This is a genomic window from Sphingopyxis macrogoltabida (assembly GCF_001314325.1).
GTDB lineage: Bacteria > Pseudomonadota > Alphaproteobacteria > Sphingomonadales > Sphingomonadaceae > Sphingopyxis > Sphingopyxis macrogoltabida.
On record NZ_CP009430.1, the window covers coordinates 146,337 to 163,916 of the forward strand.

Consider the following 17,580-nt stretch of genomic DNA (forward strand, 5'->3'; position numbering starts at 1 on the left):
CAGTCAATGAGTGCAATAGCAAGTGACTATCCGGAAGAAATTATTGCGCTTCGTGAAAGCCTGACTGCATTCCTGAAAAAAGTTGTGCTCCCGGCACACGACAAATATGCACATATCCTCGACGATTCTCGACGTCGTTACACGGCAGAAGGCCGTACATCGCCCGAAGTCTGGTCGATTATAAGAGATATCCGTCAGCAATCGGCCGAATTGGGTTTTTATACGATGTGCGTGCCTGAGGCCTTGGGCGGCGCTGGGATGGGCTATTTGGCCTATTTCGCGGCTTGGGAACGTGTATTCCACATATGTTCGGCGCGCTATTGGCTTGGCCACGGCGTGATCGCCCACTGGTCGCGCGGCCCCAGCCCGCTTCTGGCGCGACTGCGGCCGCCGTTTCGGGACGCGGTACTTCCCGATCTCATGAGCGGAAAGAAAAGCTTGTGCTTTGCTTTGTCGGAGCCCGGCGCGGGCTCCGATGCGACTATGATAAAAACCCAGGCGACCGTTGATGGGGATGGCTGGCGGCTCACCGGATCCAAGATCTGGATTACAAATGCACCCTATGCTGATCATGCGATCGTATTCGCAGTCACGTCGCCTGAGTTGGCACAAGCGCGGCGCGGCGGAATTAGCGCATTCATAGTTTCGACGGATGCGCCCGGATTTGAGGTCGAAAGCCTGATCAAAATGTGGGGAGCGAGCGGTTCTGACGAGGGGCAGCTGCGATTCGATGCGGTCCGGATAGAGCCTGAGCAACTGTTGGGCGAGCTTCATCGCGGCTTTGAATTGGCCATGCTGGGTGTCGGACTCGGTCGAATTTATAACGCTGCGCGCGCGGTCGGAACGGCGCGCTGGGCCTTGGAAACCGGAATTGACTATGCCGGGACCCGTGAAACATTCGGCGCTCCGATCAAGTCTCACCAAGGCGTTTCATTCCCGCTGGCTGAATCGGCGATGCAAGTACATGCGGCGCATCTCGTCGCCCGCAATGCTGCTGAGCTGTTGGACCAAGGGAAGCGTGCGCAAAAGGAAGTCGCTATGGCGAAAACCCTTGCTGTCGAAGCCGGTCGATTGGCCGTCGATCGAGTTATGCAAATCCATGGTGCAATGGGATTCGCCAACGACATGCATCTCACGAGTGCATATATATCGCTGCGCAAGGTGATGGTCGCTGATGGGTCTTCTGAAATCCTTCGACGACAAATCGCGAACAATCTTTTTGCGGGCGATTTCGATCTCTGACGGACTGGTGTCGCCGGTGATCGAATTGCGGTTTTCCTTGTCGCGACGCGAAGGAAGGTGGATTGCCAAAGTCGTTTCCGATCCTGCGCAATGCCGTGCCGCGGCTCCCATCGCTGACCGATAGTTCAAGCGTATCGCTGATCGCAGACACGATATTGGATTTGCCATCCGAGAGGCGGATAGGTGAAGGGACGATTGGGGATCCACATGCAAGTTCCCCGATTTTCGCATGAGCAGGTCTGGGCCGCCTTTTCGAAGATTGCCTTCGCAATAGTTTGGTGTTGCTGCTGATTTGCAGATTAACTATAACACATATGGAGAGGATCGTGACAGAATTCCCTGCTACTCGAATCCAGGTTCTGGGTGACATGCTGCGAGATGCGGCGGCTAAATATGCTGATCAAGATTATATTCTATGCGACGGAGAATGGCTTTCTTACGGACAGGTCGATGATCAGAGTGATCGCCTTGCTGCGAGTCTGCAATCGCTGGGCGTTCGCAAGGGCGACCGCGTAGCCATAATGCTTCCCAATTGTGATGAGTATGTTTTCGCGATCTTCGCGATAGCGAAAATCGGGGCGATTCAGGTGCCCATCAATACTTATCTCAAGGGCGAGTTTCTCCGCCATCAGATGGCGGAGTCGGGCGCGGCGGTGGTGCTGGTGGATGTGCTGGGAGCACGACAGATAGCGTCGGTGGCGGATATGCTCCCCGATCTGCGGGTCGCCATCGGACTGGATGACTGCGATGCCATAAAGGGCGCGTTGATTGGGACAGAGCTTGATATCCACTCCTATGAAACGTGCGTGGCGTCTGCTTCCGCGCCAATGGCTGTGGAGTTGGCTGGCCATGACCTTTGCGTAATCCTGTACACTTCGGGAACGACGGGTCCGTCTAAGGGGTGCATGATCAGCCACGGCTATTACACTTGGATACCGGAGATTTTGCGGCGAGCTGGCTGGCATGAAGGTGCCGACACACTGATGACTGCAACGCCGCTGTTCCACACCAACGCACAGATCTGGGTGCTGGCATCCGCTCTGTCCTGCGGAGGCAGGGCAATCATAGAACCGGTTTTTCATGCTTCTACGTTTATTGATCGAGCCGGAGAGTTGGGAGCCACGGTGATCCGGATCATGGGATCGATGGTCAATATGATCCTGGCTCAATCGCCAAAGGAATCCGACAAAAGCCATGGCATCCGCCTCGCGACATGCGTCCCCACTACCCCCGAGACATGGAAGCTTTTTTTTGAGCGGTTCGCTATCCCGATCAATTCGGAAGTCTACGGCCAGACCGAGTGCAATCCTGCAACCATTACCCCAGCCGGAATCGACCTTACCCCGGGCGGGGCCGGCAAGGTCGCGCCTCACGTCGAACTCAAGATATTGGACGAGGGCGATAACGAAGTCGTGACCGGCGAGGTTGGAGAGATTGTCGTCCGGCCATTGCTGCCCAATGTCATGTTTTCTGGATATTGGAATAACCCGGACGCGACGGCTAAAGCCTGGCGCAACCTGTGGCACCACACTGGCGATTATGGTCGTCTCGATGAAGAGGGCACTTTGTTCTTTGCCGACCGCAAATCAGATTCCCTGCGTCGTCGGGGCGAGAACATCTCATCGACCGAACTGGAAGAGGCGCTGCTTCAGCATGCCTCCATTGCCGCGGCGGCGGTTCATGGCGTGCCATCGCCGGTCGGCGAGGACGACATCAAAGCTTGCGTCGTCTTGACAGGCGGCTCCAAGATTACCCCGGAAGAGCTTTTTGAATTCTTCAAAGGCGCACTGCCATATTATGCCGTACCGCGATATGTCGAAGTGATGGATGAGTTCCCCAAATCCGTGGTCAACCGTGTTCAGAAGTTCAAGCTGAGAGAGCGGGGTATCACCGACTCGACATGGGATTTCGAGGCAATGGGTCTGGTTATAGGGCGTGACGAACGGCGCCGTTGATTCACACTTTTTGCGCGATCAGGTGACTGTTATGACACAATGGGACGCAAACGAGGTGCCGACTGAGCGGGCACGTGTTTATGGCAGTCTCCTCGCTGCGGTGCGTGATTTTCTCGATCAACTGTCAGACGCTTCGCCCGATGTCGGTGTCGGCCAGCGGATCGAGGCAGATATTCGGAAGCACACCCGGATCCTGGCGAAGACGCAGGCCACCTCTACCGATATCGCCGAGCGGCAGTTGCTGCCGGGGCGCGGTCTTTTGATGTTGCCGCCGTTTGTCGTTTCGCGGCGAGATACGCGTTCAGTTTCAGGGAAGGTTGTTTTCGGTAGGCATTTTCGCGGCGGAAGTGGCGCAGTTCACGGCGGGATCGTCGCGCTTCTGTTCGACGAAGTGCTAGGCGTCCTTGTCAATTCAACCGCGCGGCCGACGTCCCCCACGGCGCGTCTCGCCGTTGATTTTCGTTCGATCACACCTGTCGAAGAGGAACTGGACGTGACAGGTTGGTACGGGAAGGAAGCGGGGCGCAAACGTATTTTGAAAGGCGAGATACGCTGTCGGGGTGTATTGTGCGCAGAGGCAGAAGGCCTTTTCGTGGAATCGCGAGCAAACCAGCCGCATTCCAAATCGTCATGAGGCGGCAAAGCATTGCCGCCGGGAGGGCAAGTATGAGCAAAATTGGACTCCAGAACCTAAAGCGGTTCGAGGTCGGGGTCGAGGAAGGGGTTGCGCTCGTCACCATCACCCATCCACCTGTCAACGCTCAGGATCATGTGCTGCGCGTCGAACTGGTGCGGGTGTTTGACATCCTGGGTGAAACCGATGCCGTGCGGTCGATCGTTTTTACGGGAGCAGGCACTGTCTTTTCAGCCGGCGCCGATCTGTCGGAACGAAACGCACTGGAAGGTGCTCCCGGCGGCTATGCTCGCCACAACCGGCTGGTTCGCTCGATGCTCGATTCCCTGGCGGAATGTCCAAAGCCGGTCATCGCGGCAATGAACGGGGCTGCGGTCGGCGGCGGCGCGGTGCTTGCTCTGTTATGCGACATCCTGATCGTCGCCGAAGAATCCTTTCTGGCAATGACCGAGATCGATCATGGTATGTCAGGAGGCGTTCGCCACCTCATAAGGTCGTTCGGGGCATCGGATGCGCGTCTGGCGATCTTCACGGGCGAGCGGATCACCGGATTGGAATTGCTTCGCATGAATGTGGCGTCGGCATGTGTTCCGCGGACGCAGCTGCTGGATTATGCCCGTGAAATTGCTGCGACGATTGCCCGCAAGCCGCCGCTCGCGGTCGAAGCGGCAAAACGTTCTTTTGGCTTGACGGAGGATATGACCCTCCGCGACGGTTATCGCTATGAACAGTCTCAGACGGCCTCGCTTGCGCGCACAGAGGACACGCGCGAGGCCGCTCTCGCGCGCGCCGAAAAGCGAAATCCAAAATTCAACGGGCGTTAAATAGGCGCCGACCATCGAGGGTGGGCAGCCCATCTGGGTCTTGGATCAATGGGCACATATATCGCGGCACACCGCTCGGCCGCGGGATGCCTGTTGCCGCCCGCGAGGTTAAGAAATAGCAGGAATCCATCATGGTCAACGAATGGATTTTGCTGGGCAAAGACCAAGAGCTTATTTCTGCTTCTTCGCCGCTCCATCTGACTCTGAAGGCCTGACGGGATCTGGGAGAAGCCCAGACTTCTCCACCGCCAACGTGGAAGTTGCCGAACGCCTTCGGTGATCCTCGCCCCTCGAGTCCTTCGCTTTTGAACAAGAAGGACTTGATCGAACGGTTCGTGGCGTCCGTTTCTACTCAATCCAAGGTCGACGTGCAGTGCCAGGCGTTCCTGGCGACGCGAAAGGCCGAGGACTCGAGGAGCTAGCACTACTTTGGCAGAAGCTTGATTGGCATGTTTTCCAGCGGTGTTCTGCAATGAGGGCAATACGTCGGTGGGGGTCGTGAGAGGTAATCAAGGATGGCCTGCCGGACCGCTGGCAGGCTGGGCTGTGGCGGCGGACCTGCGATTCTTTTTTTTCCGTCCCGCCTGAGCGAGGCGGCGGGATTGCAGGAAGGCATAGGCGATCATTGTCATGAGGGTGTCAGTGGGCGTGTAATTCTCCGCAAAAGTGGGCTTTGAAAATTCCCCGATTGTTGGACCTGGTTCCCCAATGAGCCGGGGTTAACCCCGGCTCATTGGGGAACGCCAAAATCGGCGCGAGAAGGTCTCCTGATGGGAGGCGGCGCCGATGATCCGACTTGGAGAAGCGATGATGATATTGGAGTTGCATCGGCAGGGGCTGTCGGTGACGGCGATTGCCCGCCGGACGGGCCGCGATCCCAAGACCGTTCGCAAATATATCGAGCGCGGCGTGGAAGCGCCGGCCTATGGTCCGCGAAAGATCGGACGGCCGTGCAAGATCGCGCCTTACATGGAGTTCCTGCGCGAGCGCATCATGACGTTCCCGGACCTGACGGCGTCGCGCCTGACCCGCGAGATCAGGGAAATGGGCTACTCGGGCGCCTACACGGCGGTGAAGCGTTACCTGGCGGCGATCCGTCCCGATCACGATCCCAAGCCTTACGAGGTCCGCTTTGAAACCAGGGCGGGCGTACAGGGCCAGGTCGACTTCGCGCGCTTCGTCGTCGAATTTACCGATGATCCTGGCATGGCGCGCATTGTCTGGCTGTTCAGCATGGTGCTGGGCTACTCGCGCTTCCTCTTCGCTCGCTTTGTGCTGCACCAGGATCTCCAGACGCTGCTGCGTTGCCATATGCAGGCGTTCGAGGCGATGGACGGCGTACCGATCGAAATCCTCTACGACCGGATGAAGACGGCGGTCACGGGTGAGGACGATCAGGGCCACATCGTTTACAACAGCTCGCTGCTGGCGCTGGCGAAGCACTATCGCTTCCAGCCGAGGGCGTGTCGACCCTATCGTGCGAAGACGAAAGGGAAAGTCGAGCGGCCGTTCCGTTACATCCGCGAGGACTTCTTCCTGGGACGCTCCTTCCGCAACATGGAGGACCTCAATGCCCAGCTTATCGTCTGGCTCGACACGGTCGCCAACGTGCGGGTCCATGGCACGACCCAGCGCGTGGTCACCGAAGCCTTTGCCGAAGAGCAGGGCGAGCTGCAGCGCCTGCCTGAGCACCGCTTCAATGCGGTCCTGAAGCTCGAGAGGCGGGTGACCCATGACGGCTTCGTATCGGTTGGCGGCAACTTCTATAGCGTGCCCGACCGGGCGCGCCGGATCGTCGAGATCGAGCAACTGCCGGACCTGATCCGTATCATCGACCGGGGCATCGTTGTTGCCGAGCACTCCGTGCTCGAAGGGCGCCGGCAATATCGTATCGATCGGCGCCATCGCACCGGACGGCCGCAGCCGCGGACGCCGGATCGGCCGACAATGACGATCGGTCGGATCGGGGATCACGTGCCGCTGCGCTCGCTGGCGATTTATGAAGCGATCGGCGCGGGCCTGGCAACGGAGAGACGGCCATGAACGGCGCGGCTCCTTCTGCGCGCGTAGACTCGATCCGCCGGAGCCTCGTCAGCCTCAAGATGCCCAGGGCCCTCGAAATCCTGGATGCGACCCTCAGGCGCATCGAGCAGGGCCAGATCGACGGCATCGAGGCGCTCGACGAGTTGCTCGGCGAAGAGCTGTCGCTGCGCGAGAACCGGCGCATCAAGGCGGCCCTGCGCATGGCTCGGCTGCCGGTGGTCAAGACGCTCGCCGGCTACGACTTCTCGTTCCAGCCCTCGCTCGACAAGAACCGCATCCTGGCGCTGGCCGGCCTCGACTTCATCGAGCGCGCCGAGGTGGTCCACCTGCTCGGACCTCCTGGCACCGGCAAGAGCCACATTGCCACGGCGCTTGCCGTCGAAGCTGTCCGTGCTGGCAAAGCGGTCTACTTCATCCCGCTCGCCGACCTGATCGCCCAGCTCGCCAAGGCCGAGCGCGAGGGCACGCTTCGAGAGAAGATCCGCTTCCTCACCAGGGCATCGCTGCTCGTCGTTGACGAAATCGGATACCTGCCGGTCACGCCGGGCGGCGCGAACCTGTTCTTCCAGCTCGTCAACGCCCGATACGAAAAGGGCGCCATGATCCTTACCTCCAACCGCGGCTTCGCCGAGTGGGGTGAGGTCTTCGGCGATCCCGTCGTCGCGACCGCACTGCTCGACAGGCTCCTCCATCACGCCGTCGTCATCCAGATCGAGGGATCCAGCTATCGCATGCGAGAGCACGCCGCTCTCGTGCCCGAAAACCTGCGCAGCGCCGCCTCGTTCAATCCGCCAGCGCCGAAGCGCCGCGGCCGACCACCAATGAAAGGAAATCAAGATCCCGAGCACGGCTGATCACCGCCCCCCCAACCACCGACATCGGGAATTTTAACTGCCCACATCTGCGGAAACTTCAGGGCCCATTGACAGAGGGCATGGCGATGGAGACCTGTCCAGGATCGGCCTTCAAAATGGTCGAGGCCAAGCTCTTCCTTGAGTTGCTGGTGCGCCTGTTCGCAGATCCAGCGCGCCTTGATGGCGCCGGCGATATCCTTGACCGGCGTATCTGCGGGCAGGTTCGAGAGATAATATTTGCGCTCGCCGCTGGAGCGATGCTCGCCGACCAGCCATGCTTCTTCCCCGGGCATGTGCTGCGCGCCCGAAGCGCCGATGCGTTGCGGCGGTCCGTCGGCGATGCGCACGCGCATGGCGGCAAAGCGCGCGCTCAGGCGCCCCTTCGTTCCTCGGCGCCAACTGACCTGTCGCCATTTTACGCCCTCGAGCATGGCGTGGGCGGCACGCGATGGGGTGTCCGGAACATGGTGCCGCCGGGGGCGTCCGCGTCCCGCCACAGGGAAGATCAGTTGCACGTCGGCGGGATACACCTTCTGGTGCCGGGGGATCCCGACCGCCCAGCGCAGGTCCCTGGCGCTGAGCGCCTGACGGAAAGGGGCTGAGAGGCCGTATCCGGCATCCGCGAGCACACAGCCGAACCGCACCCCGGCAGCGATGACCCGGTCGATCTCCTCGATCGCGGTCGCCGGCTTGGTACGATAGGGGCGAAAGGGCTCGGGCACACCGGCCTTGACCATGCGCGCCTCGTCATTCGCCCAACTCTCTGGCAGAAACAGGCGCAAGCTCAGCATGATCGGCACCTCTCGCGATGCCAGCGTCACCGATACGAGCGTCTGGCAGTTCGCATTCTTGCCCAGCGCCGATGCATATTGCGGCGCCACGCCGACGGATGCCGTCCCCTTCTTCGGCAGCGCAGTATCGTCGATGATCAGCCATGCCTTGCCGCCGCCGACCAGCGTATCGGCCTGGTCCCACAATGTCGCCTCCAGCGGTGCGCTATCCCACAGACCCGCGCCGATGAAGTGATGCAGGCGATCGTATCCCACTTCGCTCGACCGCGCCGCCATCGGCTGGATGCTCTTGCGATCCCCCGGGCCGATCAGGCCGGCAACATAGGCCGGCAACATAGGCCGGGCACATCCGCTGCCGGGCCTTATGGCCAAGACCCTTCAGATAGGGCGCCAGCCAACGCTCCAACTCATCCCGCCAATCACCATCCATCGCCGACACCCTTCCAACGTCGGCTCCCTATGAATCACTCGTCAACCCAAATGGGAATCCCAAAAATCAAGCTTCTGCCAAAGTAGTGCTAGGTCGTCCGGCTGTTCAAGCCGTGCTTTAGCATATCATTGACAACGGCCGAAACACGATCCGGGGCTTCGTCGGCGGCCCAGACGCCGTAGCGTAACGCTAACATCACATTTATGCCGATGATCGCCCAGGCGTGAATTTCACCAACATCGGGACGAATTTCACCACTTAGCGCTCCATCTCGCAGTCGGTTGCCCACCCGTTCGACGAGGGCCTCATAAAGCGCACGGTGGCCCTCGGGATAAATAAATTCGGCTTCGGTAACGATCCGGTATATCCCCTTGTGCTGGCGAACGAAGTTGATCCCGGTCTCCAATACTCGCTTTTCCGCGGTCATCTCATCTGCTGCGGTACGCACCTGGGCAGCAATCTGGTCGCGAAATTGCACATTGATGTCCGTCACCAGCGCCCGGAATATCTCGTCCTTGGAGTCGAAATAATTGTAAATGCCACCCGGCGCGAGGTTGGCGCGTCGACTTATCTCGCTGATCGATCCTTCGTGGAAACCCTTTTCGCCGAACTCCTGAAGAGCGGCCTCCATTATCGTGACCAGAGTCTCTCGGCCCCGTCGAGTGCGAGGAACCTTGCGCATAGGTGGATCCACTGAAACGTTTTGGCGTGCGTCCGTTTTCACGCGAAGGCAATCCCGCAATTAAACCTTGAATTGTGAATCATAAATGATAATTGAACATAGAAAAATGAATCATAATTCATAACTCGCCATTGTGTCTTGCAATGGTGGGACACGGGAGGGGAAGAGTCAAATGAATCGCAATTTATTGACCGCACGCTGGGCCTCTGGCGTTCTGCTCGTGGCGACCATCATACAGCCAGCCATGGCGCAGGATGGACCGCAAGAAGGGCAGGGCGCAGCCGTAGAGTCTGCTGGAGATATCGTTGTAACGGCGCGTCGGCGCGCGGAGAATTTGCTCGACGTGCCCGTGGCTGTCACTGCATATTCCGGATCCGAACTCGAAGCTCGAGGCGCAATCGACATCACCGACATTGCCGCGACGACGCCGAACGTTACGCTAGAAAATTCGCGCGGTACCAATTCGACCCTCACGGCGTTCATTCGCGGGACAGGACAGCAGGATCCGGTGTCGGGTTTCGAGGGAGGGGTCGGCATCTATATCGACGATGTTTACCTCAACCGCCCGCAGGCCGCGATTCTCGACATTTACGACGTGGAACGAATCGAAGTTTTGCGCGGCCCGCAAGGAACATTATATGGTCGGAACTCCATCGGTGGGGCGGTGAAGTATGTTACCAGGCGATTGCCGGATCAATTCGAGCTGAAGCTGCGCGCCGCTTATGGCAGCTACGATCAAGCGGACGGAATTGTCACGGTCAGCGCTCCTATCGGCAACCAGCTTAGGGTGGGCGGTTCGGTTGCTCGGCTGTCGCGCGGCGGCTTTGGACACAATCTGACCAACGGTCTCGAAAACTATAACAAGGATATCTGGGCCGGACGCGGCACCGTGGAGTTCGCTTCGCCGGATGACCATATGCTGATCCGCATTTCCGGCGATTATACACGGGATAAGTCGGACCCGCGCAATGGGCACCGGGTCATTCCGGGCGTGTTCTCTGGCACTCCAGTGCTGAGCGATGTCTATGATACGCGGGCTGGCGCGAATAACCCGCGCCAAAACCTCACGGCTTATGGCCTAACCATGACTGCTTCTGCAGAACTCACGGACGCCGTCACCATAAGGAGCATCTCGGCTTGGCGTAAGGATAGCAGTACGTCGCCTATCGACTTCGACGCGCTGCCGGCCATCGACGCTGACGGGCCAATCGCTTACCGCAACGAGCAGGTCAGCCAAGAATTCCAGCTATTGTACGACACCAGCAGGCTGCACGGACTCATCGGCTTCTATTACCTCGATGCTGACAGCGAAACATTCCTGGATCTGCTGGTGTTCACAACGCTGCCCAATCTCAACTCGGCTACGGAATCGTTGGCCAAGACCAGGACATGGTCGGTGTTCGGCGATTTCACCTTCGATTTGTCGGACCAGTTCGCACTATCCTTGGGCGGGCGATATACTTCGGACCACCGCGTCGGCCAGAATCTCCGCCAGAATCGGCTGGGGACGTCGGCGATATTCGGCGGCAATCCGATCGTGCTTTCTACATCCTCGAACTTCCGCGGCGAACGAACCTTCAGGAAATTTACACCGCGGGCGTCGCTGACCTACAAACCGACCCCCGACCATACCCTTTATGTGTCCTACGCCAAGGGCTTTAAGGGTGGCGGGTTCGATCCACGCGGCGCTTCGACTGCCGCGCGTGATTTCAACGACAACGGCGTGGTCGACGCCGAGGACGTCTTCGAATTTATGTCCTTCGACCCTGAAACCGTGGACAGCTATGAAGTGGGTTGGAAAGCTTCGCTGTTCGATCGCCGAATGCGGTTCGCGCTCGCCGGGTTTTATGCAGATTACAAGGACGTCCAGATTCCAGGGGCGGTCGGATTTGATTCTGACGGCGATGGCAGCAACGAAACGTTCATCGGCATTACGACAAACGCGGCCCAGGCAAGATTCAAGGGTCTGGAATTCGAGACGTCGGCGCTTTTGGCGCGCGATTTCGCAGGCAGCGGCTCGGCCGTCAACGTCTCGGGAAGTCTCGGCTATATCGATGCAAAGTTTCTTCGATTCATCGATGCCCGAGGTGTGGATGTCGCAGAGTTGCGGCGATTCCAGAATACGCCGAAGTGGACGTTGTCCGGTCAGCTCGGGATAGATTTACCGGTAGCTTCTGGAATGCTGCATGGCTCAACGACTGTTTCCTACCGGAGCAAGACCACTCAGCTGGAGACGCCGAGTCCCTTATTGGATCAGCCAAAATACGGGCTACTAGATGCCAGTCTTGTCTGGTCATCGAAAAATGACCGCTATTCCATTGGTTTACATGCCAAAAATATTACCGACAAGCGGTATATAACGTCGGGCTATCAGATTCTGTTCACGGCACCAGACGGTACCCCGCTGCGCGATGCCCAAGGACGCCTGCGTCCGCAAGTCGGGCGAGAGGGCGTAGCGACGGCATTCTACGGCAACCCACGCCAGATTTTGGTTACTTTTGGCGCGAAATTCTGACATGGCTTTGGACGATGATCATCACGCAGGGGAAGGCAATACTCTCGTACTGGGCGGCGGCGGTGTCGCCGGAATCGCTTGGATGACTGGATTGATCTTCGGGTTAAGCGAACGCGGTCTTGACCCGCATCGCTTCAACCGGATTATTGGAACGTCGGCGGGCGCGGTGGTCGCCGTCATGATTGCGGCAAGCCTTACGCTAGAAGAGCACTATCAACGTCAAGTTCTGACTGCCTTGCAAGTGCGTGAAGTTGAGCCGCCGCCGGATGCTGTCAGCCGTCTACTGCAGGTTTTTGGGGAGTTCGTGGGTGATGTCGACTCACCTGTCGAGCGCGCGCGCAGGTTGGCGGCCATGGCGCCTGTCGGAGGAGAGGCGGAGCGTCTCGATGTGATCGCCAATCGATTGCCTAGCCGCGATTGGCCTGTCCGTCCAATCACATTGGTGGCGGTGGACGCTGACAGCGGAGAACCAAGACTGTTTGATCGGAATAGCGGTGTCGATTTGATTGATGCTGTTGCGGCAAGTTGCGCAGTTCCCGGTATATGGCCGCCGGTGAAGATCGATGGGCGGCGCTATATCGATGGCGGTGTTCGATCTTCTGACAATGCTGACTTGGCGGAAGGCGCTGCACATGTCCTCATCATATCGCCGGTCGGTCTGGACGGGCCCGCAACGTTCGGTCGCGACCTTTCGGATCAGCGGCGTAAACTCGAGGAGAACGACACAAAAGTCAGGATTATTTGTCCGAGTGAGTCATCGCGATTGGCTATGGGTTCCAACCCTCTCGCGACCGGCACGCGGACGGCGGCTGCCGAAGCTGGGCGCAGCCAGGCGCTTCAACTACGCGACTGTTCAGTTTTGCAATTTGATGCGCTGCATTGAATTCAGCAATTTGCTGGGATCAGGGACGTTACGGTACAGCAATAGGCGCGCTGTTCGCACAGGATAGAAAGGCCCATTTCTACGCCGCGCGGCGCATGGTCGAAGTGAGGATAAGACGGCGGATCCACTGGTCGTGCGCGACCTTCAGATATCCTCGGGGACATTCGTTTTGAAACCGGGGGCATCACCCAATCGGCGTCGTCTCCGTGTTACGTATCACCTCTCATATGGCGCCGGATAGAAAGATCCAAAAATCGGCGCGATGCCTCTCGTGCGCCCCGCCTTGCGTAAACCCTCTACGGCTCGGCGCGCGTCAAGAAACTCCGGTCAAGGCCTGCCAGTGAAGAGACGCCCAGCAATGCCATGTTGCGATCAATTTCGGCTTTGATGAGGCTGATCGCTTGCGCGGCACCCGCTTCGCCCCAGGCGGCGGCGGCAAACAGGAAAGGGCGGCCAATGAAGACCATTCGTGCTCCCAGCGCGATCGCCTTCAGCACGTCCCCCCCGCGGCGAAAACCGCTGTCGATCATGACCGGCATCGCGCCGACAGCATCCACAATGGCAGGAAGGACCGTTAACGGGGCGGCTGCGCCATCGAGTTGGCGACCGCCATGGTTCGATACAATAACCCCGTCGATTCCCATATCCTTCGCGATCCGGGCATCGTCGGCCGACAATATGCCCTTGAGAATGAGCCGGCCGTCCCAGCGCTTCCGGATCAAGCGTGCATGCTCCCATGAAAATGCTTCACGTGCACCGAAATCGCGCTCTGCCGTCCGAGCGAAAATCGGCGCGCCTTGGGTCGCTGAACTATTCTCGAAATGCGGCATGCCGCGGACCGCGAATGTACGCGCGAGAGTTCCGATCAGCCATCGAGGGTGGGTCAACCCGTCCCAGGCAAGTCGGATCGAGGGCCGCAGAGGGGTCGAGAATCGCGCCCGGACGAGATTTTCGCGATTGGCGGAAACACAGACATCGACTGTCAAGATCAGGGTCTCGATGCCGGCGGCGGCAATACGATCGATCATTGGTTCGATGCGCGCCGCCTCGCCTGGAAGATACGCCTGAAACCAGATACCCGGCACATGCCGAACGACTTCTTCCAGCGGGATGAGCGACGTTCCGCTCAATATCATGGGTATCTTTGCGTTCGCCGCCGCCCGTGCCAGCAGATTGTCGCCTTCAAACGCCATCAAGGCGGACAGGCCCATCGGCGCGATGCCGATAGGCGCTGAGTAGCCGGTGCCGAACAATTCGGTTTGCATGGTCCGGCCGCTCACATCGCGAAGCGTTCTCGGAACGAAATTCCAGCTGCGCATTGCCGTTCGGTTGTCGCCTAGGCTCAAATTGTCCTCTGCGGCTCCTGCAATATAGGCGTACAACGGGTGCGGCAGCCTTCGGCGAGCCGCCCGGTCAAAATCTTCCAGCGAGAGGGATTTCGTCATTGCTCGGCCATGCATGGTTGCCTTCAAAAGCACCCGGAACGATGCCTCTCCTCAATGCTTGATTCAAGGACGCCGGGCAAGTAGGATTGTCGGACAATGGGATTTTGGAGGTCAGGATGGTCGGGGTTGGTTTTGAGCCGCTGTCGCGGCGGATAGGTGTCGAAGTGAAGGAGCTGAACCCCGGCGCTCCGATCGCCGAGGAAAATGCGGCGATACTGCGGCAGCTGCTCGACGAATATGGCCTGCTCTTGTTCCGCGACGTACATGTGGATGCCGACGCGCATGTCGCGCTAATGTCGATCTTTGGTCCCGTCTGCTCGGAATTCGCTGACGGAAGGCTCCACACACAGATGTCGACGGTCGAAGCCGAGACTGACTGGACCGTTCACCGGCTTCCCTTTCATCAGGATGGAGCCAATACGCCGCATCAGCATGTGGTCAATTCGCTCTACGCTCTCGACATCGACACGACGGCAGCGGTCCCGACGCACTTCGCGAGTTGCAAGGGGGCGGTCGACGATCTGGAAGCGGAGGAGCGAGATTATCTTGCCGGACTGACGGCTGTTCACGCACAAAGTCTGGAAGCGCGGCTGAAGGAGGACAACCAGCGAGCGAGGCTGGACCTGATGGCCGAAGAGCCCTCCATCGAAAGCTTCCCTCGGACTCGTCACCCCGTGCTGAAGCGGCACCCTCGAACGGGCAAGCCACTGCTGTTCGTAACCGAACTTCAGACCAGCCATGTCGAAGGCGTGTCTATCGACGAGAGCGAAAGGATCATCCAGCGCGCCTATCGGCTTCTATTCGCTCCGGAAAACTGCCATGTCCATCACTGGCGTCCGCGCGACCTCCTCGTCTGGGACAATTTCATGCTCCAGCATGCTCGGGCGCGGCCTATCCCCGGTTCGCGGCGAACCTTGCGAAGAGTGATCGTCAATCCCGTGCACGGTTCGGTCCCCTCTACCAAAGGGCAAGCGGCTGTCGTAGGCGCGATACCGTCCAAGGAAGCTGTCCTATGACCACATCCGAGATTTCGCGCGTCGGCTTCGTCGGGCTCGGGAACATCGGCAAGCCGATGGCGGAAAGGATAGCGATCTCACCCTTCGCTTTGACGGTCTTTGACCATGTCCCGGAGCCGATGCGCGACCTGCAGGCACTGGGTGCGCACGCCGCAAATTCTCTGGGCGACCTCGCGGAAAGGTCCGATCTTGTGGCGATCGTCGTTCAGACGACGGAGCAGGTCCGATCGGTGGTTCTCGGCGAGGGCGGACTGCTGGGGTCGATGCGGCCCGGCTCGATCATCGCGATTCACAGCACAATGAGTTTGTCAGCGATCAAGGAAATCGGCGCTCGATGTGCCGCGCGCGGGGTGGATGTTCTCGATGCTGCCGTAAGCGGCGGCGACGTCGGTGCGCGCGCCGGTAAGCTAACTTTCATGATCGGCGGCGACGATGCCGTTCTCGAACGGTGCCGGACGCTCTTCGGCCACATGGCGGCGAATATCTTCCTGCTTGGCGATTTGGGGGCGGGTCAGGCCGGCAAGCTGGCGAATAATTTGCTTTATAATGCCGGGGTCGTCGCTGCAGTCGAGAGCATGCGGTTGGCAGTTGCGGCAGGCATTCCCGAGAATGTGGCGGTGAGCCTGCTCTCGGTCAGCACAGGCACGAACTTCACGATCGCGAACTGGAACAGGCTCATGGGCGAGCGTCAAGCTCCCGAAGACCGTGAGCGGATCGCTGCCCTGCGCCACAAGGACGTTGCTCTGGCAATCGGCATGGCGAAGGAACTGGGAGAAGAGGTGGCATTGGGACAAGCAGTGCTTGACCGCATCGACTGGGCCATCGCGCACTCGAGGCCGGGCGAAGCCGGGGCATAGGAGGAGGCTCTCCCCAGGCCGGGCTTTGGGGACTCCGATTCCGAGATTGGGGCGGTTTCAGATCGACAGGACGGGAACGAGCGATCCCGCCGGTTGGGCAGGGGCATTGGCGGCGCGTCGAACGATCGCGTTTGTCGAAGCGAGCGCCGCTTGGGCGGATGCCTCTTGTCGGTCGAATATTTCGACCGCACCCTTGCTGCAGGTCGCGCAGAGGAAAGCTTCGCGGGACCCATTGGATTGAAGGGGCTTCGACGTGGGTTGCAGTCGCCAGTCCAGCGCCGTTGCCGGATCGCCGCCCGACAAGCCGGCGATAAGCGGGACCAGAAACAGGCGGGCAACAGTGAGCGCCGCAGTTGGGCTACCGGGAATGCCGAGAATGTGCGTCTTTCCGATATGGCCGTACCAGACAGGTTTTCCCGGTTTTATCGAAACGCCGGCGAATGCGATATGCAGGCCGAGCGGCATGAGCGCGGATTGGCTGAAGTCTCGGTCGCCGTGCGATGCGCCGCCGATGATGACGACGACATCTGCCGGCGAGCCGCTGAGCGCGCTGCGGATCAGAGCGGGTGCGTCGACAAGGCGTTTCTCAGACAATAGGACCCCACCTGCTAGGCGACATTGAAGCGCGATGGACGCGCTGAGGCTGTCCGGAATCGATCGCTCACTGAGATAGGCAGATCCAGGTGCAGCAATCTCGTCACCAGTCGCGATCAGCAGGACGCGCGGCTGCCGCACCACGGCCACTTTAGCGTGGTCGGCCGCGGCCGCGGCCGCCAAAGCCGTCGGAGTCAGCATGCGGCCGGCCGGCAGCAGGATCTGCCCAGCGGTAAAATCTGAACCGCGGCGTCGGATGTGCGATTTCCCCAGCGGTGGATCGTTGAGAACGATGGTGCCGGAATCGACAAGGCAATCTTCGATCATGACGATCCGGTCTGCACCAAGCGGCACATTCGCACCCGTCATCACGCGCATCGCTTCACCCGGACCAATGCAATTCGCTTTGCCCGCGCCGGCATACCGGGTCCCGATGTCGCGCAGTACTGACGCACCGCCATCAAGGTCAGCATCACGTACGGCATAGCCGTCCATCGCCGCACAATCCCATCGCGGTGCATCGAGGCAAGCCAACACCGGCTCCGCCAGCCATCGCCCGCCAGCATCGTCGATACCGACGACTTCTACGTCCAGCCGACGTATATGGTCCGCTAGAATCTCTTGTGCACTATCAAAGCTATTCTTCGCGACGCAAATCGTATCGGCCGTGGATTCTGCCGTAGATTTCATACTCTTCTCCAACGGCGAAGGTCGGACGCGCTTAGCCAATTCAACGCAGGGGCCGATTCTTCAACCTTTCGGCGCCGCAGCGGACACGGCAAACGGGATAGCATAAATCGCGGACCAACCTCTTG

At 59.5% G+C, this 17,580-nt stretch carries 13 protein-coding genes and 1 pseudogene; 10 read left to right on the plus strand and 4 right to left on the minus strand.

What is annotated here, in order from left to right; genetic code table 11:
• Positions 1-6: 6 nt before the first annotated feature.
• The 6 genes from LH19_RS25645 (at position 7) to istB (ending at position 7,552) form a co-directional block, all read left to right on the plus strand.
• Positions 7-1,242 carry an acyl-CoA dehydrogenase family protein gene (locus tag LH19_RS25645; protein ID WP_082396404.1) on the plus strand — a complete coding sequence of 412 codons (1,236 nt, stop codon included), beginning with the start codon at positions 7-9 and terminating at the stop codon, positions 1,240-1,242.
• 326 nt (positions 1,243-1,568) lie between these two features.
• The gene (locus tag LH19_RS25650) at positions 1,569-3,197 is read left to right on the plus strand and encodes an AMP-binding protein (protein ID WP_158514500.1); all 1,629 of its coding nucleotides are present in this window, start codon (positions 1,569-1,571) and stop codon (positions 3,195-3,197) included.
• Positions 3,178-3,831 (plus strand): PaaI family thioesterase, encoded by a 654-nt coding sequence (locus tag LH19_RS25655; protein WP_054734696.1) that lies wholly within the window; start codon positions 3,178-3,180, stop codon positions 3,829-3,831. Before LH19_RS25650 ends, LH19_RS25655 begins: the two co-directional genes overlap by 20 nt.
• Before the next feature lie 32 nt (positions 3,832-3,863).
• A complete protein-coding gene (locus LH19_RS25660) occupies positions 3,864-4,655 on the plus strand; it encodes an enoyl-CoA hydratase-related protein (protein ID WP_054734698.1) in 792 nt (263 codons plus the stop codon).
• Between the two features lie 786 nt (positions 4,656-5,441).
• Positions 5,442-6,698 (plus strand): IS21 family transposase, encoded by a 1,257-nt coding sequence (gene istA / locus LH19_RS25665; RefSeq protein WP_054734700.1) that lies wholly within the window; start codon positions 5,442-5,444, stop codon positions 6,696-6,698.
• A complete protein-coding gene (gene istB, locus LH19_RS25670; RefSeq protein ID WP_054734702.1) occupies positions 6,695-7,552 on the plus strand; it encodes an IS21-like element helper ATPase IstB in 858 nt (285 codons plus the stop codon). Before istA ends, istB begins: the two co-directional genes overlap by 4 nt.
• 74 nt (positions 7,553-7,626) lie before the next feature.
• Here istB and LH19_RS25675 read toward each other — a convergent pair.
• A pseudogene (locus LH19_RS25675) lies at positions 7,627-8,773 on the minus strand (IS701 family transposase); the annotation flags it as partial.
• Positions 8,774-8,861: 88 nt separating this feature from the next.
• Positions 8,862-9,404: a TetR/AcrR family transcriptional regulator gene (locus tag LH19_RS25680; protein ID WP_234716243.1), complete on the minus strand. Its 543-nt coding sequence runs from the start codon at positions 9,402-9,404 to the stop codon at positions 8,862-8,864.
• 223 nt (positions 9,405-9,627) lie between these two features.
• On the opposite strand from LH19_RS25680, the gene LH19_RS25685 reads away from it, so the two are divergent.
• Together LH19_RS25685 and LH19_RS25690 are read left to right on the plus strand one after the other, a co-directional pair.
• A complete protein-coding gene (locus tag LH19_RS25685) occupies positions 9,628-11,970 on the plus strand; it encodes a TonB-dependent receptor (RefSeq protein ID WP_054734706.1) in 2,343 nt (780 codons plus the stop codon).
• Position 11,971: 1 nt separating this feature from the next.
• Entirely contained in the window at positions 11,972-12,853 is an 882-nt protein-coding gene (locus tag LH19_RS25690; RefSeq protein ID WP_054734709.1) for a patatin-like phospholipase family protein, read from the plus strand.
• Positions 12,854-13,149: 296 nt separating this feature from the next.
• Here LH19_RS25690 and LH19_RS25695 read toward each other — a convergent pair whose 3' ends face one another.
• Positions 13,150-14,313, minus strand: coding sequence for an alpha-hydroxy acid oxidase (locus LH19_RS25695; RefSeq protein ID WP_054734712.1), 1,164 nt, complete (start codon positions 14,311-14,313; stop codon positions 13,150-13,152).
• A 101-nt stretch (positions 14,314-14,414) separates the two neighbouring features.
• On the opposite strand from LH19_RS25695, the gene LH19_RS25700 reads away from it, so the two are divergent.
• A complete protein-coding gene (locus LH19_RS25700; RefSeq protein WP_054734717.1) occupies positions 14,415-15,314 on the plus strand; it encodes a TauD/TfdA dioxygenase family protein in 900 nt (299 codons plus the stop codon).
• Positions 15,311-16,171, plus strand: coding sequence for an NAD(P)-dependent oxidoreductase (locus LH19_RS25705; protein WP_054734720.1), 861 nt, complete (start codon positions 15,311-15,313; stop codon positions 16,169-16,171). The genes LH19_RS25700 and LH19_RS25705 overlap by 4 nt, the downstream gene beginning before the upstream one ends.
• Positions 16,172-16,228: 57 nt before the next feature.
• On the opposite strand, the gene LH19_RS25710 is transcribed toward LH19_RS25705, so the two are convergent.
• A complete protein-coding gene (locus tag LH19_RS25710) occupies positions 16,229-17,455 on the minus strand; it encodes a molybdopterin molybdotransferase MoeA (protein WP_082396405.1) in 1,227 nt (408 codons plus the stop codon).
• Positions 17,456-17,580 lie beyond the last annotated feature (125 nt).

What these genes read in the sequence shown, in the direction of transcription:
- LH19_RS25645 (WP_082396404.1), top strand. Translation starts at nt 7, where the DNA reads ATGAGTGCAATAGCAAGTGACTATCCGGAAGAAATTATTGCGCTTCGT.
- LH19_RS25660 (WP_054734698.1), top strand. Translation starts at nt 3,864, where the DNA reads ATGAGCAAAATTGGACTCCAGAACCTAAAGCGGTTCGAGGTCGGGGTC.
- istA (WP_054734700.1), top strand. Translation starts at nt 5,442, where the DNA reads ATGATCCGACTTGGAGAAGCGATGATGATATTGGAGTTGCATCGGCAG.
- istB (WP_054734702.1), top strand. Translation starts at nt 6,695, where the DNA reads ATGAACGGCGCGGCTCCTTCTGCGCGCGTAGACTCGATCCGCCGGAGC.
- LH19_RS25680 (WP_234716243.1), bottom strand. Translation starts at nt 9,404, where the DNA reads ATGGAGGCCGCTCTTCAGGAGTTCGGCGAAAAGGGTTTCCACGAAGGA.
- LH19_RS25685 (WP_054734706.1), top strand. Translation starts at nt 9,628, where the DNA reads ATGAATCGCAATTTATTGACCGCACGCTGGGCCTCTGGCGTTCTGCTC.
- LH19_RS25690 (WP_054734709.1), top strand. Translation starts at nt 11,972, where the DNA reads ATGGCTTTGGACGATGATCATCACGCAGGGGAAGGCAATACTCTCGTA.
- LH19_RS25695 (WP_054734712.1), bottom strand. Translation starts at nt 14,313, where the DNA reads ATGCATGGCCGAGCAATGACGAAATCCCTCTCGCTGGAAGATTTTGAC.
- LH19_RS25700 (WP_054734717.1), top strand. Translation starts at nt 14,415, where the DNA reads ATGGTCGGGGTTGGTTTTGAGCCGCTGTCGCGGCGGATAGGTGTCGAA.
- LH19_RS25705 (WP_054734720.1), top strand. Translation starts at nt 15,311, where the DNA reads ATGACCACATCCGAGATTTCGCGCGTCGGCTTCGTCGGGCTCGGGAAC.
- LH19_RS25710 (WP_082396405.1), bottom strand. Translation starts at nt 17,455, where the DNA reads ATGAAATCTACGGCAGAATCCACGGCCGATACGATTTGCGTCGCGAAG.